Here is a 23827-nt window from a genome sequence, read left to right as displayed (position 1 = left end):
TCCAATGGCTAATGTGGTCGCTACGTGCCGATCCACAACGCCAAAGCCGAATGCATCTGCGGGTGGAGCCAGTGGGCCGGCGACCGTGCAGAGGCCCGGAGCCTTGCGCGCGATCACCGATGGACCGTTGCCGTGCTTACCGCCGATCTCGCCACCTTCGTCCAACTCGTGAGCGAACTTCACCTGCCTGCGGAGTTGGATCCACCTCTGCGCCGGTTGGACGAGACCGCCCGCTCCAGCGACGGTGAGCACGTGGAGGCGCCACTCGTCGACCTCCGACCACTGCTCCACAGGACCAACCAGCCGCCCGGCCTCGGCGAACATCCCCTCATCGACCGACTGATCAGCGCCGTGAACGCCGTGTCCGTGCCCTGGCAGAAGATTGGCGTGCCCGACTCACGATAGCGGCGCTGACCGACGCCGTCGAACTCCTTCGTCGGCGGGGTGGGCGTGGGACGTGCTGCAGCTGAGCAGACCGCCGAAGGTGGTGCAAGGGCGCTACCGCGCCGCTGCCGCGCACACCCTTGCACCGCCTTCGGCGCCCCGCTGGGCGTGCGCCCGTCACGCACACCACCCAGCCGATTCGGAGTTCACGATGAACGCCGTCCAGTCCACCGCCGTCCGCGGCTCGTCAACGGGTTCACCGGCGACACCCGGTTCCTGAGCATGTTCAGCCCGCACCCGGTCACCTGGCAGGGCCAGCGCTACCCGACCGGTGAGGCCGCGTTCCACGCCGGGAAGACCGAGGACCCGCAGCTGCGCGCCTGGATCGCGGCCGCGTCGACGCCGGGAGAGGCCAAGCACCGCGGCCGCCGGGTCCCGCTGCGCGCCGGCTGGGACGAGCACCACCGGCACGTCGTCATGCAGCAGGTGATCGAGAACAAGTTCACCGATCCGGACCTGGCCGCGCAGCTGCTCGCCACCGGTGACGACTTGCTGGTCGAGCGCAACACCTGGCACGACCAGACCTGGGGCTGCTGCTCCTGCTCCCGCCACCAGGCCGTTCCCGGGCAGAACCTGCTCGGCCGGTACCTGATGGGCCACCGCGCCCGGCTCGCGCCGAGGCCCGCCAACCGCTGGGTGCGGGTCGCGGCCACCGGCCACCGCCCGCAGGGCCTGCCGCCGGGCAGCGAACCGTGGCTCGCCGACGAGCTGCGCCGGGTCGCGGCGAAGCTGGCCGCCGACCACGGCACCCAGGTCGCGATCAGCGGCGCCGCCGCCGGCGCGGACCTGATCTGGGCCGAGGCCGCGCACGACCACGAGATCCTGGTCTGGCTCTACCAGCCCTACACCGGCCACGACTCCCGCTGGCCGCACGACTGGGGCGACCGGCTCACCGCGGCCCGCGGCATCGCCCACCGCGTGGACACCCTCGGCGACCGGTTCAGCGTGCAGGTCCAGCACGCCAGGTCGGACTGGATGCTCCGCGACTGCGACGCGGTGGTCGCCGTGCTCGACCCGCTGCACCGCTCCGGCGGCACCAGGCAGGCCCTCCAGCGGGTGTCCGCGACGACCCCGGTCATCCACGTCGACGTCCGCAACCGCCGGACCTCGCTGCGCGCCCCGGCCCGCTGCGGCGCGGCGCCCGCGAGCTGACGCACGGCCGGCGGCGGCCAACTGGCCGCCGCCGGAGTGCGCCGTCCAACCCTCGCCGCGCACGTGGACGCAGCAGCCCAGCACGCCGGGCAGCACCGGCAAGGGCGCTTCGCGTCGCTGCGCGATGACCGCACGCGGTCACCCCTGCCTGCGCACTGCCCGGCCCGCTCGGTCCGCGCTTGTCCACACAGCGCTCTCCGAAGGGCCGATCCATGCCCAACGCCACCGATCACACCGAACCCGACAGCACGACGGTGCCGTGGACCCCACCGCGGCCCGCCGAGATCCCCGCCCTGCACACGAGCCTGCGGGCCTGGCTCGGCCACCCGTTCTTCTTCAAGGTCACCATCGACGCGCTCGACGCCGGGCAGGGCACGATCATCCCGGCGGCGGCGAACCCGCTCGAGGCCGCGGTCATCCTGCACCAGGAGGAAACCCGCCGTCTCGGCTCGGCGGAGCTCTACGCGGTCGACGAGGAGACGACCGCCCAGGCACTCGCCGCTGGCGCCCGGTTGCCCGACTGGTCGGTACAGCCCGCCGACCTGCCCGCTGAACAGGGCTTTCTCGTCTTCGACTCGCCGATCGGCCACTCCGAGGCCACCGACGGCCTCATCGCACCGATCGTCGCCTGCTCCTGGGGACCGTCCCCGCACTGCTCGCCACCAGCCGGCGCGGTGTGGCTGACCTTCTGGTCGGCGCCGGTCCTCGATCGCCTGGTCCAGGCCGGCATCGAGGCTGGCCTGGACCCGGTTGAGGCGCAGCGCGAGGTCAACGCGGTTCGCCGCCGCTGGTGTGGGACGACGAGGCGCTGGTGTGCTGGTCGGCCGGGGAACCCGACATCCCGACCACACCTCGGTACATCCCGTCCGAGGAGGTCGGCGGCGTCATCGCCAAGGAACGCACGCTGCCGTGGATCCAGACGGTGCTGGCGGCCTGGCTGCTCATCCAGGAACCCGCGATCGTCGAGATCACCGAGCAGCGCGCACCGCGGCCTGAGCGTCGTCGCGCCGAACGTGCCGGACGTCCTCTGCCGCCGGTGCGCGTGGTCAGCATCCATCGCCGGGTCAGCACAGCCACCAGGCCCGCCGAGCCGTCGGGCCGCACGGTCAACATCCGGTTCCGCGTTCGCGGCTTCTGGCGCGATCAGCCGTACGGCAAGGGTCGTGCGCTGCGCAAACGCACCTGGATCCCGGAGCACTGGCGCGGTCCTGAAGACGCCCCGGTGCTGATCAGGCCCAGGGTGACCGTGGTCGAGGCGCCACCCGAACCCGCCGACTGATCATCCCGAACGGGGCGTGACGCCGCTGAACAGGTTGTGCGGGCGCAGACCCCGCGGGCTTCGTCAGCTCCCACGGGCGCTGGAGGTCAGTCGAGCAGCCGCGCGGTGCGGTGTCGCCACGTTCTCCACGGCGCTGGACGCGACGGATCACCTCTCGCGGGTGTTCGTCACCGGCCACCTGGGCTTCGCACTCTGGACCGGCCTCGGACCGGCGTCAACCGCCGCACGAGCTTTTCTCCCGCTCGATCCGCGGGGCCCCGCCCCCTCCGGACCGAGCAGAAATCCTTGCGTGCTCTGGCGCGGTTGACCCCCTGCCCATGCCCGGTCCCCGGTCGAGTGCGCCCCACGGGGCCTGACAAACCACCAGCTCAGCAGCGGTGATCCGCTGCGCCACGACCGAGGAGCACCTCATGGCAGGCGAAACCGTGATCACGGTGATCGGCAACCTGACCTCCGACCCCGAACTGCGTTTCACCCCGGCGGGCGCCGCCGTCGCCAACTTCTCCGTTGCCTCGACGCCGCGCACCCTCGACCGCGAGTCCGGCGAGTGGAAGGACGGCGAGACCCTCTTCCTGCGGTGCAACATCTGGCGGCAGGCCGCTGAGAACGTCGCGGAGTCGCTGACCCGCGGTGCCCGCGTGATCGTGAGCGGGCGGCTCAAGCAGCGGTCCTTCGACACCAAGGAAGGCGAGAAGCGCACCGTCATCGAGCTCGACGTCGACGAGATCGGCCCGTCGCTCAAGTGGGCCACCGCCAAGATCACCAAGGTCAGCCGGTCCGGCGGCGATTCCGGCGGAGGCTTCGGTGGCGCCCCGGCCTCGGGCGGCGGCGCCCCGGCCGACGACCCCTGGGGTTCCGCGCCCGCGGCGGGCAGCGGCGGTGGGTTCGGCGACGAGCCGCCGTTCTGACCTGCACCACCTGCGCCCCGTGGCCGCCGTACGACGGCGGCCACGGGGCGTTCGTGTGTTCCGACCGCGCCCGGAGGCACCGATGAACCTCACCCCTGCCGACCTCGTCCGTGTCCCCGTTTGTGACCTCGTCGACGTCGAGGGCGAGATGACCGCCACCCAGCTGCGTGCCCTGCTGGAGCGCGCCGGCCGCGACGACCCCGAGCGCGCTCACGGCTTCGTCGACGACCTGATGCGCGCCGCGCTGCAGGCGATCAGCGACGGCCACCCGGAGCCGCACCTGCTCGCCGCCGCCGTGCTCGTCGCTGCCTCGGCGGACTTCCCCCGCTGGTGTGCCTGAACCCGCGTCTTCTCTGCGTGCGCAGCAGCGGGGGAGTACCCGACGAAGGAGTCTCCCTTGTCCGACAACGAAAACACGTCCCGAGAAGCAGCCGCTGTGCCCGGATTGCGGGAAGCAGTGGATGGCGTGGCTGGACTACCGCATCACGCCGCCCATCACCTTCGTGCAGATCGGCAAGCCCACGGCCAGGCAAATCCAGGAAGCGCAGGAAGCCCGCTTCCGGGAATGGCGGGACACGATCAGGTTCCGGCAGGACCTGATCGAACGCATCTGCCGCGAGAACCACGATCCCGGAACGCCGGGCGCCGCACCCTGACCGGGCATGTTCTTGTGCCTCCAGCGCACCCACCTTGCGCCTGGTGGACACCCGGTTGCGCGCACGCGCGCCACGCGCGTGCGCGCGTGGGTCCGGACGATACCAACACGAGCTGACCGCGCTGCAACCCCGGTAAACCCTGATTCCCCGGGGTTTCCGGGGTTGATCGGCGCAGCCGTGCACTGGATCGCGTCCGACCCCCAGGCCGGCAGGGCGGCGCACTCTAACCGCGGCCGCCGCTGCGCCCGAGGCACCGCCAGCCCAGCCGGCCGGGTGAGACGAGCCCCTGCGGGGTCGCGCTGCGCGCGATCCCACCCGGTCGGCCGAGCGCGCCACCCCGGCCGGTCCGTGGCCGCGGTTGACCGAGTCGCGCCCCCGACCAGGGGGAATCAGCCCGACCAGTCACCTGACTGGTCCGCACACCGGCGCCCGCCAAACGCCGGTGACACCACGAACGCCAGTGGAAGGACACCGAACATCCCGTGAGCGCGACCCTTTCCGACCCTGCGGCCGTCGACTGGTCGAACCAGCCCGGCCTGTATGTGAGCGTCTACCGGCTCGCCCTGGACATCCCCACGCTGGCCGACGGCCTCAGCCACCGGCACGTGCATGCCACGGTCAACGGCGTGATCGACGCCGTGGGGCGCCGTCCGGTGTTGCACCCGATCCCGGCCGACTGCCGATCGGACATGCCGAACCCGGACGCTCCGGCGATGTGGATCTACCAGGGCTTCGACCGGGTGTTCCTGGTACCCGCGACCCACCTGGTCGACGGCGTCCCCGACCTGACCGGGCTCAGGTACGGCGGGAACTTCGCCTACCGCGACGACCCTCGCTTCTACGGGCTTGTCGGCTTCGACGCGGCGATCAAGATCCACGATCATCGCGAGTTCTGATCCGAATGGGTGCGGTTGACCGGGTTGGTCACCCGCACCCATCAGGGGTATTCGCAGCATATTGCCCAGCGAATTGACAGGCGCGCATCGGAAAACGGGCGCACCACGACGAACAACACTGCGCGAATTCGTGTGGAGTCCTGTGCGGGCCGACGCACTCTAGCGCGCACGGCCGCCAGGGCGATGGCGCGGTACCCGGCCCAGCACGGGTGAAACGGCCCCGGAATACCCCGCGAACAGGGAAGATCCCGGCCGGTCCACGCCGGCTGGGCGAGGCCGCAACCCCCGCCCCGACCTGGCCGTGCGCACTGAACCGAGTGCGTCCCGCACAGGGACGCCGACCGCACGGAATTCGCGCACCGCGATGAAGTGCATTCGAGGAATTGCCACCGGAGTCCCGCCAAGGCTCCGGTTCGCCACAAACAGGGAGAATGATAGTGGCCACGACCGAGATTGCTGTCGAGCACATCGACACCGACATCGCTCCCGGCGACGTCGCGTCCGAACAGGGGAACGTCGAGACCACCACCGACGCCGAGCAGCGTCCCGCAGTCGAACTTCGCTGGGTCGACCCGAGGACGCTGGTGGTCGGGGCGAACACGCGGAAGAAGCCGGAACTGCCGAAGTGGTTCGTCGACGACATCGCGGACCGGGGCGTGCGTGAGCCGATCTCGGTGCGCGAACCCGCACCTGGGAACCTCGTGGTGCGGAAGGGCCAGCGGCGCACGTTCGGCGCCATCGAGGTGTGGGAACGGGCTCTGGCCAAGGGCACCGAACCGAAGCACAAGCTGGTGCCCGTGCTGGTCGAGCCGGAACTGATCACGGACGACGTCCAGGCCGAGATCGACCGGATCATCGACCAGCTCGGCGAGAACGAGCACCGGGCCCCGATCACCGACGCCGACGAGGTGTACGCCACCCAGGAGCTGCTGGACCTGGGCCTGACGGCCGGTCAGATCGCGAGGAAGCGACACATCGGCACCAAGCGGGTCAAGACCGTGGTCGAGGTCGCCAGGAGCACGGTGGCCGTGGAGATGCTTCGGACGGGCATCGTCGAGAACCTGGCCCACGCCGCGGTCATCGCCGAGTTCCAGGACGACGAGGCCGCGGTCGAGACGCTGACCAGCGCGGCGACCACGCGGCCCGAGCAGTTCGACCACGTCGCCCAGCAGCTGCGCGACCGGCGCGAGGAGATCCGGCTCCGCGGGAAGATCACGGCCCAGCTCACCGAGCAGGGCGTCACGATCATCGAGCGCCCGAGCTCGCTGCACGACGGCAAGGTCCGCAAGCTCGACGACCTGCGCCCGTCGGCCGAGTCGCCCTCCGGCACCGACCTGACGGCCGAGGACCACAAGGGCTGCCGCGGGCACGCGGCGTTCGTCGCGAACTTCGGCTCGTGGCGGCCGGTGGCCGAGCGGTTCGGCGCCGCCTACGTCTGCACCGACTTCAAGGCCCACGGCCACGTCAGCCGCTACAACAGCATGACCACCGGCGCGACCAGCGGTCCGATGACCGCCGAGCAGAAGGCCAAGCGCAAGGTGGTCGTCACCAACAACAAGGCGTGGCGGTCGGCGGAGACGGTGCGCCGCAAGTGGGTCCGGGACTTCCTGGGCCGCAAGCGGGCCCCGAAGGACGGGATCAGCTGGGCCGTGCAGATGCTGGCCGAGGGCAGCCACCCGGTACGCAAGGCGATGGAGAGCGACCACGCGCTGGCCATCGAGATGCTGGGAATGCCGAAGCCGGAGTTCTCCGCCTACCACCGGCGGGAGAAGCACGTGATCTCGGCCGCGGCCGAGAACGCGAACCCGGCCAGGTCCACCACGCTGCTGGTGGCGCTGGTGGTGGGAGCGCTGGAGAAGAGCACCGGCACCCACACCTGGCGCAGCCCGTCCTCGGAGGCCAAGGCGTACTTCGCCCAGTTGGAGAGCTGGGGCTACTCGCTGTCCGACGTCGAGCAGCTGGTGCTCAAGCCCGAGGGGAAGGCCGCCCTGGCCGGCTTCGACGACGAGGTCGACCTGGACGACGAGCCGGAGGAGGACGTCGAGCCGGAGAACGAGGATCAGGGCGACCTGGTCGACGGCGGTGACGCCGAGGTCCCGGAGGACGTCGAGAGCACGGAGGTCACCGAGACGGAGGCGTTCGAGGAGTACGCCGACGACCTGGCGGCCTGACACGCTCGCTGGTGGGGTCACCCCATGTGGGTGGCCTCACCAGGGTTTTTGCCACTTTCTTGCCACCGTCAGCAGCGGGGGTCGAGCCGGGGAGGTCGGAATCGCCAGCCGCGGTCACCGAGCCGTCGGGCCACCGGGTGCCGCACTGTGGCGGCACCGAGCTGACGCACGAGGTCAGCACACCGGGCGGGGGCGAGCGCACAAACCCTCCGGCCCATCCGGTCGAGATGAACCGCGCCGTCGCGTGCCGTTGTCGGCCGGCGGTCAGGTGTGCGCGGTCCACGTCGCCCGGACGAGCCTGCGGGCTTGTGCGTCCGCGCGAGCGCGGACCCCCACCCGGCGTGCTGAGGCCAGGGCCCGTCAGCACGCCCCCACCGCAGAGAGGGGCCGACCATGGCCCGCCACCTCGCAATCGCCACCGCTCACCCCCACCTTCTGACCAGCGCGTTCGAGACGCTGCGGGGCCTGGTCAACTGCGCGGCAGACCGCCTCAGCTACTGGCGCTTCCGCCACACGGCCTCCTTCAGCTGCGAGCACTGCGGCATCACCCGCGTTCCGCCCGCGAACACCGGCGCCGAGCTGCGCCGCGCCCGCGAGCTGGCCACGGACCACTCCCGACACGGCTTCCACGCCGGAGCCCCCACCGTCTACGGCGCCTAGCGCCCGCACCGGCCGGTCCCGCAGCCCTGGGACCGGCCGAGTTCGTCACCACACCCTCGCGCACGCGCCGAACCCCGGCGCGGCTTTGCCGTGCGCGCGTTCGCCGAACACCCACTGGAGAACCTGTGATCACCCGCCTTACCGCCAGGATGCCTTTCGCCCGCGGCGACGTCTGGACCGTCTGGGCCGGACGACCCGCGCTGGCTGCCAAGGCTCAGCTGCGGATCGAGGAAGACACCGTCATCGCCACGCCGAACCCGGCGCGGCTCGGCGGCCCCAGCATCTACCTGCGTCCGACCACCGACAGCCTCGACCGCGACGTCGACCGCGACCTTGCCGAGTTGCTGCTGGCCGTTCCCAACGTTCGCTCCGAGGACTGGGCGATCGACGCGACCGGCTCGGTCGCCGTTCCAGTCGCCGAGCCGACCACGGCCAACGACGACGAGGTCACCTGGCAGGTGACCGACGAACTGGCGGTGCATCACACCGACCGGTTCGAGGGCTACCTCTCCCTGCCCATGGTCAACGGCGTCGGCGGCCCCGCCCGCCAAGCCGACGTCGACCTGACCCTCCCCGAGTGCACGCAGCTCGTGATCGCGCTGGCGTCCTTGCAGTACTGGCGGTTCGAGCTGAACACCACACTCGCTGCGGCGGCGACGACGAAGCGCCGCGGGTTGCGACGCGCTCGCGCCCTTCGGGGTCTCATCCGCCGCTGAACGCGCGTGTGGCTCGCCCGAGCACCGCCCTCGGGCGAGCCACACGCGCGTTCCGCCTTGGCCGCCGCCACAGCCACGCCTCGCACACCGGAAAGGAGCTGCGCCCGTGCTCTACCTCGCCAACGCCTCCAGCCCCGCGGTGCGCACAGCCATGACCCGTGGCGAGCTGGGCCGGATGTGCACGCCCGCCGAAGGCCGCGCGCCCTTGGACGGCGTGACGTGGGCTGTCGACAACGGCTGCTTCGGCCGCGGGTTCCCCGGTGAACACCGCTGGTTCGCGTGGTTGCAGCGTCACGCCGACTACGCGGACCGGTGCCTGTGGGCGACCGCACCCGACGTGTTCCTGCCCGCGCTCGGTCGCGGCGACGCCCGCGCGACGCTGGAGCGGTCCTGGCAGTGGCTGCCCGAGATCCGGCACCTGGGCTACCGGGCCGCCCTGGTCGCGCAGGACGGGCTCGAGGACCTGGACGTGCCCTTCGAGGCGTTCGACGTGCTGTTCCTCGGCGGCTCGACGGCCTGGAAACTCGGTCTGCACGCCGCCTGGCCTACGCCGCCGAACTCGGCTGCCGCTCCGCAGACGGCATGTACCTGGCGTTCGCGCCGGACCAGAACTTGCAGCGGTTGCGCCGCTGGACAACGCCCACCACCGCCTGACCAGCGGCGGCCCGGCAGCCCGGTTGTTCTCCAATCCGGTGCCGCCGCGAGGACGGGCCGATGCCAGCAGAACCGGCCGCTGCGCGCCAAGGGCGCCTTCGGCGTCGCACGCGATGGGCCTGCGGCCCACCCTTTCCGCTGCGCGCCCGGCCCCGCTCGCACAGCTCCCCGTCCCCGCGACACCACCCGGAACGGAGAGCCACATGGACCTCACGATCACCCCACCACCCGGTTACAGCGCAGTTCCGGATGCGAGGTGGACGTGGGCCGACCCGCGCTGCGAACGCTGTCAGGGCAGCGGAACCGTCTGGCATACCGTGTACGAACACGACATCTACGGGTGGGAGTACGACCCCGAGGAAGTCATTCCGCTGTATCGCGAGCCCGACGACTGCGACTGCGTGTGGACGCCCGACGTCGACGTCCTCGAGGAGCTCAGCCGGCGGTACCGGTCCTGGGGCAACGCCGACCGGGCGCGTGACGCCTGGGAAGGCATCGCGCAGGCCATCGGCCCCCGCCGCCCCGGTGGCTGGTACTGGTGCGGGTACTGGCGAACCGGCTACACCGTCGTCTCGATCGACTACTCCTTCTACGACGGCGACCCCGCCAGCCCGGCCTGGCAGATGACCGTGCAGTGGGACGACGGCCACCGCACCACCCACTTCACCGCCTGGGACCATGGCCGGGACTCCTGCCACCGGGCGCCCGCGCGTCACCCCGGTCCGGCGCCCGTGCCTCCAGAGCTGCGCTCCTCGGCACCAGCGTCCAGCCGCGGCCTCTGGTCGCTGCTGACCTCCTGGTTCCAACCGCGCCGCTGACCAGCGTCGGAGCCGGGCGCCCACCGGGCGCCTCAGCCTGCCACCAGGTGATCACTCACGCCGCCGTCGCGCCGTTCATGCCGCCCACCACGGCGGGAACGGCCGCGTCGCGGCCGGCCCGCCCCGTCGAGCAGCCCGATTGCCGCCGAGGGCCGGGTTCCGCCTCACCACGTCCAGTTTCGTTCCCGCTGAAAGGTGCCGACTGTGCCCATCAGGACCGTTGTCGCGACCGCCCAGGGCCAAGGGCAACGCCGAAACGACTTTGCCCACGCCACCGAAGGCGAACTGGTGATCTTCCCGCTCGTGTGCGACCGCGACATGGCCAACCCGGATGGTGGCTGCGGCTGCAACCGCAGTTTCGAGGGAGTGGATTCGCGCAAGGCCACCACCACCGCGGTCGTCGCCGATGTCGACCTGACCTACTCCGAGTACGTCGATGCCATCCTCGCCAGTCAGCATCGTTTCGGGCTGACGAACCACCGCCGCGGCGACGCGGTCGAGGAAGCCGATGAACTCCTCGACATGTTCAAGGACTGGCCTGTCGGCACCGTCGTCGAAAAGCGCGGCGTGCGGGTGCAACAGCGCCACATCGTTCGCCGTACCGGTGGCACGCCACGTTGACCGAACAGCGAAATCCGGCGTGGGCGACGACCACACCTGCCTGACCAGTACCTACATGGCGCCCGTCCGCGCCTTCGCTGTCTGAGAGCCGCGCCAGTGAACCCTGCGCTCGTGGCGGCACCGGGTCTTCCGTCCCGGTGCCGCCACGAGGACGAGCCGATGCAAGCAGACCCGGCCGCACAGCTCCAAGGGCGCCTTCGGCGTCGCACGCGACGGGCCTGCGGCCCACCCTTCCGCTCCACGGCCGCCCCGCTCGCACAACGCCCGTCCACGCAACACCACCGGCACAGGAGGACCACCGGATGCGTAAGCAGCTCTCGACCGTGATCACGCGGGTGCGCACGATGGAGATCGAGGACGTCAACCACCACATCATCGCTGGCGGGTACGTGGTCACCGCTCTGGCGTTCAACGGCCACTCCACGCTGGTCATGACCGCCGTGTACCTGTGGGCCGGGTTGGCGCACAGCAACGCCCTGCGCGCGACGCACCTGTCCACGTTCGTACTGCACCTGCGCCGCCGCCGTCCTGCGGCTCCCGCCGCGCCGCGCCGTCTCCAGCCCGCGGCGGTGTGAACGATCGGTTCGGTGGCCAACGGATCACCCCGTTGGCCACTGGGCCGATCGACCCACACGCTGCCGAACCCTCCAGGTTCGCCAGCGGAAAGCCAGGTGCTCGGCTCCCCGTTCGCGTTCGCCAAGAGCGAATCGTGGTGTGACCGGCCAGCTCAATGCACCCGTACGGGCTCGGGCCGAGTGGACGGCCCCAAGGCCAGCACGCCGGCCGGGGGCTACGCGCCGATGGCGGCCCGGCCCGCACCGACACGGGTGGGACCAGCCTCGCTGCGCTCGGTCGCTGACGCGATCCCACTCGGTCGGCGGAGCCGCCGCCCCGCCGTTCCCGCTCGGCAACCCCCGGCCGGCGTGCTCCTGGCCAGGGCCGTTCCACTCATCGCCGAACCCGACGGAGGTTCCTCGTGCAGTACGACGACACCCTGGCCCACGTCCGCGACAACCTGACCCATCCGCAGGTGCACCGCCTGCTCAACGCCATCTTGGCGCGGCACTCGATCCTTCGGGACCTGCGCACCGCGCTGGTCATCGTCGGATCCGACATCGTCATCGAGGGCGTGATCCCAACGCCCGGTACGCCACCGGCCTGTCCGGCACCGTGCAGGCGATCACGACGGCAAGTACGCCGACCTGCTGCTGGACGAGGAGTCCATCAAGGCCCTGGCCAGCGGCAAGGGCAAGACCGCGCACCCTGGGGCCGCGACCACCGAGCGCTACACGTTCACCGGATTGCCGCTGAGCGCCTTCGCGGTCACCGATCCTGACGAGTCCTTCGTCGACCTCGTCGGGTTCGTCCACGGCCAGGCCACCCCCGCGGACCTGGAGTCGCTGGACAAGGCCCGCAAGCAGCGCATCGACGTGCTGGCCGACGGACTGGAGGTCGGCGACTCGGTGATGCTGGCCAACATCCAGCGGAAGTACCTGGCCGGGCTGACCGGCACGGTGAAGACCGTCGACCACGCCAAGAGGCGGTTCAGCCTGCTGCTCGACGAGGCATCCACCGACCGGCTGCGCTACCACGGCCGCAACAACCGGATCGACATCCCGCTCGGCGTCAAGGAGCACCTGCTCCGCAGATCGCCGTCGCCTGCGCGCTCATCCCGAACGAGCGCTGATCACCACACGGCACTGGCGGGCGGACCACCCGCCCGCCGGTGCCGTGTGCCCGTTTCCCTTGCCCGCCTTGGAGATTCCGATGCCCACCGTGGGGCCACCAGCCCACCAGCCCACCAGCCCCTGCCCACCTGCACCGGTCGCAACCGGCGCCTTCGCATGGCGCCCCGGCTCCGCCGCCGCGGCCGCGCCGATCGCCGCCGACCACGGCGGAGCCGTGACCAGCGCAAACCTTCTACGCGCTGACCCTGCTCCCGCCTACGCTGACTCTCGATGGGGGATTCCGACCATGACCACCACACCGATCAGGAGACGTTCCACCCAACGCCAACCGATCACCCGGCCACGGCTGGAGGCCGCGCTGGCCGCTGCCCGCCGCGGATGGCCCGTCTTCCCGCTCTACCCGTTCTCCAAAAGGCCCGCGGTCAAGGACTGGGAGAACCGCGCGACCCGCGACGAGGCCGAGATCGCCGCCTGGTGGGAAGCCGCGCCATACAACGTCGGTGTGGCCTGCGGCCCCGCCGGACTGGTCGTGTTCGACCTGGACACCGTTCACGGCGCGCCACCGCCGGAGGACTGGGCCGACCTCGACCTCACACACGGCCGCGACGTCCTGCGCATTCTCGCCGAGCGCGCCGGCCAGCCTGATCCCATGGACACCTACACGGTGACCTCACCCGGCGACAGCGAACACAGGTACCTCGAGGCTCCACCGGGCATCGAACTGCGCAACACCGCCGGTGCCGCCGGCCGCGGACTCGGGCCCTACCTCGACGTGCGTGCCTCCGGCGGCTACATCGTCGCCGCAGGATCGGTGCGCAGGATCAACGGCAAGCCCCGGTACTACCGGATCTCCCGCGACGTCCCGCTAGCGCCGCTTCCGCAGTGGCTGATCACCCCCCTGACCCCGCCACCGCTGCCCGAACGCGAACCCGTCCGCCTCTCGACAGGGCGGCGCATCGGCGCCTACGTGCAGAAGGCGCTCGACGAGGAAGCCGACCGCGTCGCCCACGCCGGCTCGGGCACCCGCGCGGACATCACCTTCAAGGCCGCGGCCAAGCTCGGCGAGCTCGTCGGCGCCGAGGTACTCGACGAGGCCGTGGCCGTCGAGGCCCTGCTGCTCGCGGCCCGGGTCCACGTCGGCGTGGACAGGTGGACCGAGAACGAAGCGCTGCACCACATCGGCAACGGCATCGCCCGCGGCCGCAACAACCCGCGCGTGATCGACCTGTCCGGCTGACCACCAACCCTGCCCCGGCAAACCGGGGCGTCCGGCGGTCTTGACGGCCGCGTCGCGGCCGTCACATCGAGCTCGCTTCCAGCGCGGACGTCAACCGGTCCGGGCGCCGCGGCTGGCGCCCTCGCATACCTGTCGCCTCCGGGCCCACGCGCCCACCGGGTCCCGAGGGCTGGAGCGCCCGTGGACCGCCCGGAGGTCAGCACACCGGGCGGGGGCTAGCGCACAAACCCTCCGGCCCATCCGGTCGAGATGAACCGCCCGCTGCGGTGTCGTCGTTGGCCGCCGGTGACGTTCGCGCGGTCCACATCGACCGGACGAGCCTGCGGGCTTGTGCGTCCGCGCGAGCGCGGACCCCCACCCGGCGTGCTGAGGCCAGGGCCGCGATCCACAGACACCCCAGCCCCAGGAGGCCCCGATGGACCCGCAGACCCTCACCAGCATCACCAACTGGCGCGAGTTCACCGACCACGACGCCCTCAACGACCGCCTCGCCACCGAGCTGGCCGCCGACACCGGCCAGTGGTGAGCCGGTCGTGGAGTTCTTCGCCAAGGTCGTCGGCGTCCTCGTCCTGGGCGCCCTGATCAAGCTCGCCATCCGGCTCTGTGGCCACCGGCTCTCCTGGCGCCTGGCCTTCCTGATCGCCTTCGTCGCCGTCTTCAGCGCCTGAGCGAGCGATCACCGCCCGGCCCGCTCCGCGGGCCGTCCCCACATCCACCCCTCACCACGGGAGTTCCGTCGTGCCCCTCGCCCTGCTCGTCCTGATCGCCGTCCTCGCCCTGCTGATTATCTCCGCCCTGCTGGCCGCCCTGTTCACCGTCCTGATCCGGCACAACCCCGCCCTGTTCGGCGGTCCCCAGTCGTGGAAGCGCGCCGCGCTGATCTCCCTCGCCCTCGTCGGCTTCATCTGGCTGCTGATGCTGATCAACACCCTGTTCGTCGTGCTCGTGGCCCTCCTGCTGGGTGTCTGACCCGCCGCCCGTGCCCGGCCGGGGCCGACCCGGCCGGGCACGGGGTCCCCATGCCATTACCTACCTGGAGGACGCCCGTCATGCTCGAACTCGTCCCGGACGTGCTGGAGAACTACCTCAGTGAGGCCGACGCTGCCCGTGACCGGTCCGCCCGCGACCTTTACCCGCTGCGGCTGCTGGACATCACCCGCCAGGCCCGCGCGGCGGTTCCTCTCGCCAAGGCCCTGCTGCTGGACCTGAGCACGCGGTGGGACAAACCGATCGGCCCCATAGTGACTGCGGTCCGCTCCGACGCCACCACCTCCGCGCTCAGCCCGCCGCCGTGGCTGGAGGAATGGCGCAGCCCGCACGGCGAGGAGTGGCAGATGGTGCGCGCTCGCGCCGAGCAGCACCTGGCCTACGCCCTCGGGTTCGGCGAACCCGAGGACCTCGGCTGGACCGAGGAGGACGGGGAGTGGCGCGTGGACTTGCTCGACCCGGTCGCGGTTCAGGCGCTGACCACCTTCCAGCAGGCCGTTCATCCCGGCACCCGGCGAGGAGAGCCGGTGGGTGCACCTGGACTTCTTCAGCGACGACAGCCGGTCGAGGTTCTTCGCTCGCCGCGGTTGCCCGCGCTGTCACGGCGAGGGCCTGGTCGAGGCGGTGTCGCGACTTCCGCACGGCGGAGACACCGACACCTGCGCCTGCGCGCGCCGCCTGCTTGCTTGACACTGCCGGGGCCGGTCGGACCCGTTCCGGCCGGCCCGGTCCCGCACCGCGAGAGACGCGGGTCGCAAGTATGCGAGCGGTCCGCCCGTTAACCGCAAAGAATTAACGGGATGAATGCAGCCCTATTAGTTGCGGACGGCTGAAGCTTTCCTTCCGTTAGTTCTCCGGCTGTCGGTTTCGTTGTGGTATTCCGGGGCGCTCGCCGCCCCCGGACCCCCGGCAGGCACTCGGGAATGGATCGGGGAGGGAATGTTGCGGTACGTGGGGGCCTTGGTGATTCATTCCGACAGCCTGGCCAAAGAGCTATCGCAGGTTGTCAAGGGGGTCAACACCAGGGAAAAGCGCCCTGATGTTGACCCCCTTGACAACCTGCGATGGACGCTCAGCCAGGCCGACGGAATGAATCACCAAGGCCCCCGCTTGTCGGTGGAAATATCGACGCCCCTAACGGGCATCGATATGAAACGTGACCAGAAATTCGGCTGATCCGCTTCCGTAAGGTTGGTAACGTTGGTAATGTTGAACTTGCCAGGGGGGCAGAGAAAACCCTCGCCGGAGCCGCCAAACTCCGGACACCACGAATCCAAAGGGAACACACAATGACCACCAGCACCGTCACCCGCAAGGTCCGCTCCCGTCGCTCCCCGTTCGCGGCCAACCCCACCCGGTTCTGCACCGCGTGCCTGCTGGAGCGCTCGATGGTGGAGCAGCATGACGCGAAGCTGAAAGGCATGTGCCAAGACTGCACGGACAGGGGAGCCGTCGCCCTGGTCGACACCCCGGCCACCGCCGAGCCCATCCCCGCCCAGCGCACCGAGGAGCCGGGCACCCACGAAGGCGTGCGCGTCTGCGGCAACTGCGACGCCAACATCTCCACTCTCGCCGGGGCCGCGTTCTGCTCCGAAACCTGCAAGGTCGAAACCGCCGCCGTCGAGGCCAAGAAGGCCGCCAAGGTCAACGCGCCCAAGCCGCTGCCCTCCGACGTCCGCATGACCGTTCAGTGGAGCATCCGCGAGGGACTGTCCGACGATCAAATCCGAGTCGGCCTCAACGGCGCGTGGAAGCTGCGCCAAGGCCAGCGGTTCACCCCCGACGCCGTCGCCGCCGCCGCCCGCGTGTGGTTCGAGGACTACAACCGCGACACTTTCCAGCGCGGCGAGCGCAACACCAAGGTTCTCCGCGTGCTGAACGCCGTCCGCCGTCTCATCGAAGGCTGATCACGGCACCGACCGCCGGGCGCGAGCACCGCGCCGGCGGTCGGTCCGCGAAGCATCGGTGTGGCCGACATCGAGCTGGCCACACCGATACGAGGGGGCTCGCGCCCCCTCGTGCTCCCCGCGCCCACCTGGGCGGCCTCCGGGTCTGCGTCGAAGCCGGGCTCCGGCGCCCTGGGGGCGCCTCCGCCCGGCTACTCCCTTCTTGGCGTGCTCAGCGCCTGGAGGCGCCGCGCACGCACGCTCCACGCCTTCGGCGCTCCGCGACCACCACCACGAGCCCAGCCCGCCCGGTTCTCCTGCGCACCGCACCTCCCTCCAACACCGGGCGCTCCCCGCCACCCACCGCCGCAGCGCAGCGACCCCGCGTACCCGGAACCCCACGGCGAGAACACCCCGGTCACCGCCACCCAGATCGGGCACCGGGTTTCACAGCCCGGTCGGGGTGGTCATCAGCAACGACCCCCCGGCACCTGCGGTCAGCTGACGCACGAAGTCAGCACACCGGTCGAGGGCAAGCGCGCAAACCTCCGGCACATCCGCCCGAGTGAACCGCGCCCTCACCCACCAGCCCGGCCGATGGACTGCACGCGCGGTCCACCCATCAGCCGGACGAGCCTCCCGGCTTGCGCGTCCGCGCAAGCGCGGACCCCCGCCCGGCGTGCTGAGGCCACGGCCCGTCAGCTCGACCACCAGCGCACGGGAGGCCACGCGCCGATGACCCAGCACTTCCTCACACCCAAGGACCCCGAGGCCGCCAACGTTGTCATGATCGGCCACGACCGGGTGCTCGGCACCTTCTTCGCGCAGGTCTACAAGGACACCGGCGCCGACCCGAACCTCGTGCTCTGGGAGGGCAGCGCGCGCGGGCAACTGCCGTACGCCAACCAGGTCATCGACCTTGTCCGCGACCACGCACACATCCCCGACAAGCTGTGGGAAGCGCTCGACCACGACCGCGCCCGCGCGGCCTTCCGCACCGCAGAGGAAGCCAACGCCGTGACGCACTGGTCGCCCACCGCCCGCGTCGAGCCCGAACATGACGCCGACAGCACCCACGCCTGACCACCCGCCACCTCACCGGGCGGCGCGGCTCACCGGCCGCGCCGCCCGACGTCCCGACCAAGTCAAGGAGTCCAGCGATGACCATCACGACCAGTGGCGCACTGCCCTACGGCCACGACCTCGGCGGCGGGGACAAAACCTGACAACTCACCACTGCCGACCCGACCGACCGACCCGCCCCCCTGGTACGACCCGGCCGCGCGGCCGCGAACCTCGCCGACCAGACCCACCGGCACCTGCTCGCAGCCACCGGTGTCCACGCTGACCCAGATCTCGATGACCCGCGCGAGCTCTCCGCCGAGCATACCGGCGTCCACATCGAGCGGAACAGCTGAAATGCCGACCCGCCCTTCGTCCTCACCGCGCACGCCACCACCGCCTACTACGACACCCCGCCGTCGACCTGTTCAACCTGGACCGCCGACGCACGGCCGCACTCTGGGACGAACGGCTCACCGCCGCCGGCCACCTCGGCCTCGTCCCGCGCGCTCCAAGCCCGCGGTGGCTGCTCGTCTCGGCACCGTGAAACAGCCCATCGCCGACCTTGCCCACCGCGCCTGTCCAGCACGGTCGGCAACCCCTTGACACCCCCCGGCGGCCGCGCTGACACTCCCGCCCGCTCTACGTGCCGTGCCCGCTGACCGCACGGCGAACACCGCACGACCACCCGCTGCCCGGAACGGCGGCGCCGAGCGCAAAACCGAACCCGCCCACGCAGACGCTTCCGCGCCGCACCGAACACCGCAGCCATCCCGGAAGAGGACCGGCGACGTCCAGGTCCCGGCCGAACCCACCAGGCTGCCCGCCCGCAAGCTGAGAGCCCGGCCCGCATCCCGCCGCCGCACACGCCGACCGGCACTCGTTCACACCTGATCCCGCGCCCGGAGCCAGTGGACCGCCCCGAGGTCAGCAGACCGCGGAAGGGCTACGGCGCCGATGAACCGGCCCGCACCGACCGGGCGAGACAAGCCCCTTCGGGGTCGCGCACGCGCGATCTCACACCGGTCGACGGAGCCGAACCCCCGGCACTCCTCGCTGTCGCTCGGACCCCTCCACGACCCGCTGAGGCAAGCCGCGTTCCACCGACACCGAGCACCAGGGAGCCAGACCATGAACGAGATCACCCTCACCGGCAACGTCAGCAAGGTCCACGAAACCCGCAACACCCGCTCGGGCGAGACCATCTTCAGCTTCGACCTGGCCGTCGACAACGGCTACTTCGACAAGAACACGAACAAGTGGATCTCGCGCACCCGATTCCAGACCGCGGTGGCCTACCGCGACCTCGCCGTCAACGCCCAGAACACCATCAGCAAGGGCATGGCGGTCACCGTCACCGGCAGGCTGCTGGACGACTCCTTCACCCCGGCCGGGTCCGACTACCCGGTGAAGCGCGACAAGCTCGAAGCCCTCGACATCGCGGTCAGCCTGCGGTTCGCCACCGCAGTGGTCACCAAGACCAGCAAGACCCGCGACGAGCAGGGCAAGGAGCACAACCGCGAGCAGTTGGCCGCCGCCGCAGCCTGAGCCGCGCCGCGCCGGCACCGGTCGACCGTTCCCGGTGCCGGCGCCTCCACCGACCGAACATGCGGCTGCCGCAACGGACAGGAGAAGCACAGGCATGGCCATCAAGTACGGCGTCTGGATCGAATGCGACGAGTGCGGCGACGGCGCCGGAGACGCCATCCCGGCACCGTTCGAGGTCAACAGCGACGCCCCGCAGGACCGGGAGACAACCGAACACGAGGCTACCCAGCACGCCCTCGACAACGGATTCCTCCGCACCGCTGACGGCTGGCTGCTGTGCCACGCCTGCGTCGAACCGTCGGAGGACGGCGACCACGGCGAGGACGTCCACGCAGGCTGATGGCAGCCGCACCTCGGCAGCGACGACGAACCCGCCGACAGCGACGGACGACCGATCTGACGGTTTCGACCGGCCGGGAACACAAGACCGCGTTCCCGGCCCGCCGACCAGGCCAAGCACTGAAACAGTCAGGGCGCTGACCTACCCTCAACGCATGACAACCCCGGAGCACGCCGAGCCCACCGGCCGCAAGCGCCAGTCGCCGCGCCCGCTCGAACACGTCGTCAACCCCCTGGCGCACCCCGAGATGATCATCCGCTCCAGCGACAAGGTCGTCATCCGCCCGCCGCCAACGGAACGCCCCGCCCGATGCGCTCACCGCGGCGCGGCACCGTCACCGACGACAGCTACGGCCGCTTCTCGATCACCCGCAACGGATTCGAGTACACCGTCAAACCGCACCTCAACACGGTCGCCTCGCGGCTCGCGATCACAGTCGCCTACGACCAGGTCATCGAGCACATCGACTGCGACAACCCACCGTGCTGCTACGCCACCCCGTGCTCGGCCACATCCGGCCGAGCACCCAGACCGACAACCTCCGCCGCATGGCCCACACAGGTCGCGACGGAGACAGCGACTGCTGGCGCCGCAAGTGGTCCGGACCCAACCGGCGCGAACCCGCCGAACGGTCCAAACAACCACGCAACACCGTCAAGAACCGCTGGGACGAAGCCCGCGTGAAAGAAGTCCTCACGCACATCGACCCCGGCCCGACCGCACTCATCTCGGTCTAGCCTGCGGCCGAGACGTCGCCGACGACCGAGTCGTCGTCCCGCACCGGGTGGGACACCACGGCGAACCCAGATGCCACCGGCCGCGCCGGCGACTTCCGCCCGGAATCCTCACCGCCCGATAGTGATGCGCCGACCGGCTCGGCCAGCTTCGCCATCTGCGCCCAGCGCCGCAGGTCCTCCACGCGCTGCTCCGTCAACTCAACCAACTCGACCTGCGTGACCTTGAATGCAGTCGCCGCGATGACCGCGCGGCCCGCAGCCCGTTCCGCCTCGACCACCTGTGGGTTGTCAGCCAGCGCAGCCTCGAACGTCTCCCGCAGCGTCGCCACGCGAGCCGTGTCCTCACCCGACTTAAGCGCGGCCTCGAACGCCTCGCGCAACGCGGCGTCGTTGTCCGCCCGTGTCTTGACCGCCGTCGCCGCAGCCTCGGCCGCGGTGACCACCGCGTCCTCACGCTTGCGCCGCTCGTCGGCTTCCCTCCTGCGCAGCTTTGTCCGGATCTCACGTGCTGATGGCACGTCGACCTCCCCCGAAGATCGAAGCTTTCCCCTTACGTCAACCACGCTAACCCGACCAGCCATCCTCCAGCACCCGATAACCGCAGCCCACCACCTCTGCACAGCCGCCTCCGGCGAAAACCGCACGCCTTCATCGACGACGTCCCAGCCCGGTCCGGCTGCGTCGCTCCCGCCGACGCATCTCCCAACTCCCAGCCCACAACGACGGACACAACCCGCGACCACCCCACCCCGCGCGCTACCGAACGCGCCTACACGACTTGACGGCTTCCGCTCATCGAGACACCTGACGGCAACGCACACCCATCTCGCCGCACGGCCGACAGCACACCAACCGCGCCGTGCCACCGCCCGTCAGCACCTGACGGCTGCAAACCAACGGCCCTCGGCTCACAGCCCCTTGTGCCAGCGGACGGCCTGACGGCCGCCTGCCTGTCGGTCGCGGCGTGATGCGCCGAGACCACGCTCGCGGCGCGAGCGAGGTGGTGATCGCGATGCGACCACCACCTCGCCGCTGGCGAGGCCAGAGGACAACGGACGGCCTGACGGCCGACAGCGCTATGCCCGCTTCTGTCCGTTCCGCTCGAAGGTGGCGGAGGACTAGGTCGTTGACCTGCAGTCCGCCAACTGGGTCCGAACACGTCGCCAGTCCGGTGTCCGGACCTAGTTGGCGGAATCGGGGGTTGGTGGGCGTGTTGGGGGGTACGGCATCGTCGTGGTCTCAATCCAGGTCTGGCTTGACTGGTGGTGAAGTTCAACGAGCTGATGGCCAACTGCGCCATCTACTCCACGGCCCTGGATATCACCGACGCTGCGAACGCACTGGCGGCCGAGGGGCATCCGGTCGACCACGACGACCTGGCCGCCATCACCCCGTACATCACCCACACCATCTGACGGCTCGGCGACCTGGTGCTCGACCTCGACCCGCCCGGCGCGGTGCCCACCACCCGGTTGGATCTGGAACCCCGCGCGCTGTTCCCCGGTGGCCCGGCCGCGTAGCCCCGGCGAGCGACCCCTTGTGACCGGAGCTGGCGACATCGACTGATACTGGAAGTCCTCCGCGGCCGCAGCGAGCACTGTGTTCATTCACCGCTCAACGCTCTCGTACTGAACCGGTCCACCCCTCAAGCCGAGAACTGGCATCATGGCCTTGACGGCGGCGCGACGATCCGAGGAGTCCGATGTACGGCATATACGTTCCTGATGCGGATACTGTTCGTCGGCTGATTCCCGCCGTTCAGGACTTGCTCGAATGGCCGTACTGTAGCTATCTGATTTATCTTGCCCGCCACGTCGACCACGAGGCGGCCGCCTTCCTCGATCGCTACGCGCGAGCCGTTCATGACGAGACCGGCGAGGCGATCGCCGTTATTGTACTGTTCGACCACATCGAAGCCCTCGCGGAAGTCCGAAGTTCGAAACCTCGCGACCTTAACGCGAGTGAGTCCCCGCAGATCGTCGAGGATCTACGGATCGCGTACGGTTCATACCCGTTCCCGAAGAATGGTGTGCCCACGAGGTCGAGTCGCGAGTTGCGTACGGCTTCGCCGCGCTGGAGTCTCAAGTTCGCTGACGCCATCGGCCTCAGTCGCTCATTCGTTCCATGTATCGTGGCGTTCGATAACGTCGACGACGCCGAGTCCCAAGATTGTGTCGTCCTCGATCTCTCGAACGCAGACCAGGTGTGGGAAACGCTGCGCGACGCCATGGCCAGCTTCATGACGGTTGCTGCCAGCCAACGCTTCGTGATGACGGCCGAACGGCTCCGGACACTGAGCCGGGAAATTGAATACGCCGGGCCGGGGCGGCCATCGTACTTCTGGCTGATGCCTACCACCCCGAGCGAGCTGCTCACCATCCTCAGCCAGTCGAGTCACCCTGACCGCGCGGCGGTTGTCGACATGATCTCGCGGTCGTCGGATGACACGGAAGCGGCTGCACCAAATTACTTTATCAACGATGTCGCGGCGCTTAAAGCCGTGATCAACTACGAAGCATGCGTCGAACGTCTGCGGCGAAACTGGGTGAACACTGAGTTCCAGTTGGGCTCCGTTCCCGCACATGTGGTCCGGCGCCTCGCTGATGCCTTGACCATCGTGGGGCGGAATTCATCCGCTGCGCGGATCAACCAGTTGCTCCGATCTGATGTAGCGGGCCGCGCGCAGTTCGTCGAGTCGGTCGAACAGGAGGCGCGAGCAGAATTGATGGCGATCACGGCGGCGTTGAAGATGGTCCGGGCCTCCGCCGAACAGAGATGGCGGCGCTTCGCCGCGGAGATGGAAACGGTACACAGGAAGCGAATGAACCGCCGGGCGGAGATCGAAGCGCTGCGCAGTTCATTGGTTCCCGAGCCATTCCTTCCGCACCTGTCGGCTGCCATTGACGCTGCAAGCCACATTCCCGGCAACACCACGCGGGGAGGGAAATTGGCCCTGCGGAAGACGATTGTAGGTACCACCAGCTTTGGCGCAAACATCGCGCAGATCCTTCAGGGCATCGGGGTCATTCGCTAGCCGAGTAATCAGCATGTTGATGCTGCCTTGCCGTTGTCCGCAGTCCTGTGCCAGCGCCGATCTACCGGTTAATAGGCCATTATACGGTAGATTGATCCTCGGCAGGGATCAGCGAGCTGGGTGAATGTGTTGCCGACCGGAGCGCGACTCGTGCACGTTATCCAGTAGATCGATCAGGACGGGGGTTCGGCGATGGCGGCGACAGTGACGAAGCTGGAGACCCGCCAGCGTCCGCCCGGCACCGACGCGGCCGGCAGGCCGACCCGTCCGAGCTTCGATCGACGCCTTCCTCGACTCGTCACCAGGTGATCATCGCCTGTCGAGCCGATGAAG

29 protein-coding genes are annotated in these 23827 nt (G+C 70.0%); 26 read left to right on the top strand and 3 right to left on the bottom strand.

Annotated features, from left to right (window positions below):
• Positions 1-24 precede the first annotated feature (24 nt).
• Positions 25-405, top strand: coding sequence for a hypothetical protein (locus CLV68_RS22575; protein ID WP_147460131.1), 381 nt, complete (start codon positions 25-27; stop codon positions 403-405).
• A gap of 261 nt (positions 406-666) precedes the next feature.
• Positions 667-1596, top strand: coding sequence for an NADAR family protein (locus CLV68_RS34170; RefSeq protein WP_170224531.1), 930 nt, complete (start codon positions 667-669; stop codon positions 1594-1596).
• 229 nt (positions 1597-1825) lie between these two features.
• Here CLV68_RS34170 and CLV68_RS22565 read toward each other — a convergent pair whose 3' ends face one another.
• Positions 1826-2014 carry a hypothetical protein gene (locus CLV68_RS22565; RefSeq protein ID WP_121392874.1) on the bottom strand — a complete coding sequence of 63 codons (189 nt, stop codon included), beginning with the start codon at positions 2012-2014 and terminating at the stop codon, positions 1826-1828.
• 372 nt (positions 2015-2386) lie between these two features.
• On the opposite strand from CLV68_RS22565, the gene CLV68_RS22560 reads away from it, so the two are divergent.
• From CLV68_RS22560 to CLV68_RS22470, 19 genes are all read left to right on the top strand, one after another.
• Positions 2387-2875 carry an AcrVA2 family anti-CRISPR protein gene (locus tag CLV68_RS22560; RefSeq protein WP_121392873.1) on the top strand — a complete coding sequence of 163 codons (489 nt, stop codon included), beginning with the start codon at positions 2387-2389 and terminating at the stop codon, positions 2873-2875.
• Between the two features lie 410 nt (positions 2876-3285).
• Entirely contained in the window at positions 3286-3783 is a 498-nt protein-coding gene (locus CLV68_RS22555) for a single-stranded DNA-binding protein (protein WP_121392945.1), read from the top strand.
• Positions 3784-3865: 82 nt separating this feature from the next.
• A complete protein-coding gene (locus CLV68_RS22550; RefSeq protein WP_121392872.1) occupies positions 3866-4123 on the top strand; it encodes a hypothetical protein in 258 nt (85 codons plus the stop codon).
• A 121-nt stretch (positions 4124-4244) separates the two neighbouring features.
• Entirely contained in the window at positions 4245-4439 is a 195-nt protein-coding gene (locus CLV68_RS22545; protein WP_121392871.1) for a hypothetical protein, read from the top strand.
• Positions 4440-4921: 482 nt separating this feature from the next.
• Positions 4922-5335, top strand: coding sequence for a hypothetical protein (locus CLV68_RS22540; RefSeq protein ID WP_121392870.1), 414 nt, complete (start codon positions 4922-4924; stop codon positions 5333-5335).
• A gap of 437 nt (positions 5336-5772) precedes the next feature.
• Positions 5773-7506 (top strand): ParB N-terminal domain-containing protein, encoded by a 1734-nt coding sequence (locus CLV68_RS22535; RefSeq protein ID WP_121392869.1) that lies wholly within the window; start codon positions 5773-5775, stop codon positions 7504-7506.
• A gap of 393 nt (positions 7507-7899) precedes the next feature.
• On the top strand, positions 7900-8166 hold the full coding sequence (locus CLV68_RS22530) for a hypothetical protein (RefSeq protein ID WP_121392868.1): 267 nt from the start codon (positions 7900-7902) through the stop codon (positions 8164-8166).
• A gap of 125 nt (positions 8167-8291) precedes the next feature.
• Positions 8292-8882: a hypothetical protein gene (locus tag CLV68_RS22525; protein ID WP_121392867.1), complete on the top strand. Its 591-nt coding sequence runs from the start codon at positions 8292-8294 to the stop codon at positions 8880-8882.
• A 971-nt stretch (positions 8883-9853) separates the two neighbouring features.
• On the top strand, positions 9854-10354 hold the full coding sequence (locus CLV68_RS22515; protein ID WP_121392866.1) for a hypothetical protein: 501 nt from the start codon (positions 9854-9856) through the stop codon (positions 10352-10354).
• 204 nt (positions 10355-10558) lie between these two features.
• Positions 10559-10975: a DUF7715 family protein gene (locus CLV68_RS22510; RefSeq protein WP_121392865.1), complete on the top strand. Its 417-nt coding sequence runs from the start codon at positions 10559-10561 to the stop codon at positions 10973-10975.
• A gap of 302 nt (positions 10976-11277) precedes the next feature.
• A complete protein-coding gene (locus CLV68_RS22505; protein ID WP_121392864.1) occupies positions 11278-11550 on the top strand; it encodes a hypothetical protein in 273 nt (90 codons plus the stop codon).
• Positions 11551-12276: 726 nt separating this feature from the next.
• Positions 12277-12906, top strand: a complete 630-nt coding sequence (locus CLV68_RS22500) for a hypothetical protein (protein WP_121392863.1) — start codon at positions 12277-12279, stop codon at positions 12904-12906.
• A gap of 43 nt (positions 12907-12949) precedes the next feature.
• Positions 12950-13900: a bifunctional DNA primase/polymerase gene (locus tag CLV68_RS22495; RefSeq protein WP_121392862.1), complete on the top strand. Its 951-nt coding sequence runs from the start codon at positions 12950-12952 to the stop codon at positions 13898-13900.
• A gap of 533 nt (positions 13901-14433) precedes the next feature.
• Positions 14434-14568 (top strand): hypothetical protein, encoded by a 135-nt coding sequence (locus CLV68_RS35755; RefSeq protein WP_281274687.1) that lies wholly within the window; start codon positions 14434-14436, stop codon positions 14566-14568.
• Positions 14569-14638: 70 nt separating this feature from the next.
• Positions 14639-14869 carry a hypothetical protein gene (locus tag CLV68_RS22490; protein ID WP_121392861.1) on the top strand — a complete coding sequence of 77 codons (231 nt, stop codon included), beginning with the start codon at positions 14639-14641 and terminating at the stop codon, positions 14867-14869.
• Between the two features lie 80 nt (positions 14870-14949).
• Complete coding sequence (locus CLV68_RS22485; RefSeq protein WP_121392860.1) at positions 14950-15669, top strand: hypothetical protein; 720 nt, start codon at positions 14950-14952, stop codon at positions 15667-15669.
• A gap of 181 nt (positions 15670-15850) precedes the next feature.
• Positions 15851-16063 (top strand): hypothetical protein, encoded by a 213-nt coding sequence (locus tag CLV68_RS22480; RefSeq protein ID WP_147460130.1) that lies wholly within the window; start codon positions 15851-15853, stop codon positions 16061-16063.
• A gap of 113 nt (positions 16064-16176) precedes the next feature.
• On the top strand, positions 16177-16794 hold the full coding sequence (locus CLV68_RS22475) for a hypothetical protein (RefSeq protein ID WP_121392858.1): 618 nt from the start codon (positions 16177-16179) through the stop codon (positions 16792-16794).
• 714 nt (positions 16795-17508) lie between these two features.
• A complete protein-coding gene (locus tag CLV68_RS22470) occupies positions 17509-17856 on the top strand; it encodes a hypothetical protein (protein ID WP_121392857.1) in 348 nt (115 codons plus the stop codon).
• Positions 17857-17918: 62 nt separating this feature from the next.
• On the opposite strand, the gene CLV68_RS22465 is transcribed toward CLV68_RS22470, so the two are convergent.
• A complete protein-coding gene (locus CLV68_RS22465) occupies positions 17919-18224 on the bottom strand; it encodes a hypothetical protein (protein WP_147460129.1) in 306 nt (101 codons plus the stop codon).
• A 742-nt stretch (positions 18225-18966) separates the two neighbouring features.
• On the opposite strand from CLV68_RS22465, the gene CLV68_RS22460 reads away from it, so the two are divergent.
• The 3 genes from CLV68_RS22460 (at position 18967) to CLV68_RS22450 (ending at position 20460) form a co-directional block, all read left to right on the top strand.
• Positions 18967-19383, top strand: coding sequence for a single-stranded DNA-binding protein (locus tag CLV68_RS22460; protein ID WP_170224530.1), 417 nt, complete (start codon positions 18967-18969; stop codon positions 19381-19383).
• A 94-nt stretch (positions 19384-19477) separates the two neighbouring features.
• Positions 19478-19723 (top strand): hypothetical protein, encoded by a 246-nt coding sequence (locus tag CLV68_RS22455; protein ID WP_121392854.1) that lies wholly within the window; start codon positions 19478-19480, stop codon positions 19721-19723.
• Between the two features lie 548 nt (positions 19724-20271).
• Complete coding sequence (locus CLV68_RS22450) at positions 20272-20460, top strand: hypothetical protein (protein WP_147460128.1); 189 nt, start codon at positions 20272-20274, stop codon at positions 20458-20460.
• Here CLV68_RS22450 and CLV68_RS22445 read toward each other — a convergent pair.
• On the bottom strand, positions 20457-20978 hold the full coding sequence (locus tag CLV68_RS22445; RefSeq protein ID WP_147460127.1) for a hypothetical protein: 522 nt from the start codon (positions 20976-20978) through the stop codon (positions 20457-20459). The genes CLV68_RS22450 and CLV68_RS22445 overlap by 4 nt on opposite strands.
• A gap of 744 nt (positions 20979-21722) precedes the next feature.
• On the opposite strand from CLV68_RS22445, the gene CLV68_RS35395 reads away from it, so the two are divergent.
• Both CLV68_RS35395 and CLV68_RS22435 read left to right on the top strand, forming a co-directional pair.
• The gene (locus CLV68_RS35395; protein WP_246010048.1) at positions 21723-21875 is read left to right on the top strand and encodes a Tn3 family transposase; all 153 of its coding nucleotides are present in this window, start codon (positions 21723-21725) and stop codon (positions 21873-21875) included.
• A gap of 287 nt (positions 21876-22162) precedes the next feature.
• A complete protein-coding gene (locus tag CLV68_RS22435) occupies positions 22163-23494 on the top strand; it encodes a hypothetical protein (RefSeq protein ID WP_121392851.1) in 1332 nt (443 codons plus the stop codon).
• Positions 23495-23827 lie beyond the last annotated feature (333 nt).

It is taken from the genome of Actinokineospora cianjurensis (assembly GCF_003663795.1).
In the GTDB taxonomy this organism is placed as follows: domain Bacteria; phylum Actinomycetota; class Actinomycetes; order Mycobacteriales; family Pseudonocardiaceae; genus Actinokineospora; species Actinokineospora terrae.
Note: the sequence above shows the minus strand (reverse complement) of the source record. Positions and strands in the feature narration are given on the sequence as shown.

Coding starts and splice junctions, on each gene's coding strand:
- CLV68_RS34170 (WP_170224531.1), top strand. CDS start 667: ATGTTCAGCCCGCACCCGGTCACCTGGCAGGGCCAGCGCTACCCGACC.
- CLV68_RS22565 (WP_121392874.1), bottom strand. CDS start 2,014: ATGACCGCGGCCTCGAGCGGGTTCGCCGCCGCCGGGATGATCGTGCCC.
- CLV68_RS22555 (WP_121392945.1), top strand. CDS start 3,286: ATGGCAGGCGAAACCGTGATCACGGTGATCGGCAACCTGACCTCCGAC.
- CLV68_RS22550 (WP_121392872.1), top strand. CDS start 3,866: ATGAACCTCACCCCTGCCGACCTCGTCCGTGTCCCCGTTTGTGACCTC.
- CLV68_RS22545 (WP_121392871.1), top strand. CDS start 4,245: ATGGCGTGGCTGGACTACCGCATCACGCCGCCCATCACCTTCGTGCAG.
- CLV68_RS22530 (WP_121392868.1), top strand. CDS start 7,900: ATGGCCCGCCACCTCGCAATCGCCACCGCTCACCCCCACCTTCTGACC.
- CLV68_RS22505 (WP_121392864.1), top strand. CDS start 11,278: ATGCGTAAGCAGCTCTCGACCGTGATCACGCGGGTGCGCACGATGGAG.
- CLV68_RS22495 (WP_121392862.1), top strand. CDS start 12,950: ATGACCACCACACCGATCAGGAGACGTTCCACCCAACGCCAACCGATC.
- CLV68_RS22485 (WP_121392860.1), top strand. CDS start 14,950: ATGCTCGAACTCGTCCCGGACGTGCTGGAGAACTACCTCAGTGAGGCC.
- CLV68_RS22475 (WP_121392858.1), top strand. CDS start 16,177: ATGACCACCAGCACCGTCACCCGCAAGGTCCGCTCCCGTCGCTCCCCG.
- CLV68_RS22470 (WP_121392857.1), top strand. CDS start 17,509: ATGACCCAGCACTTCCTCACACCCAAGGACCCCGAGGCCGCCAACGTT.
- CLV68_RS22460 (WP_170224530.1), top strand. CDS start 18,967: ATGAACGAGATCACCCTCACCGGCAACGTCAGCAAGGTCCACGAAACC.
- CLV68_RS22455 (WP_121392854.1), top strand. CDS start 19,478: ATGGCCATCAAGTACGGCGTCTGGATCGAATGCGACGAGTGCGGCGAC.
- CLV68_RS22450 (WP_147460128.1), top strand. CDS start 20,272: ATGGCCCACACAGGTCGCGACGGAGACAGCGACTGCTGGCGCCGCAAG.
- CLV68_RS22435 (WP_121392851.1), top strand. CDS start 22,163: ATGTACGGCATATACGTTCCTGATGCGGATACTGTTCGTCGGCTGATT.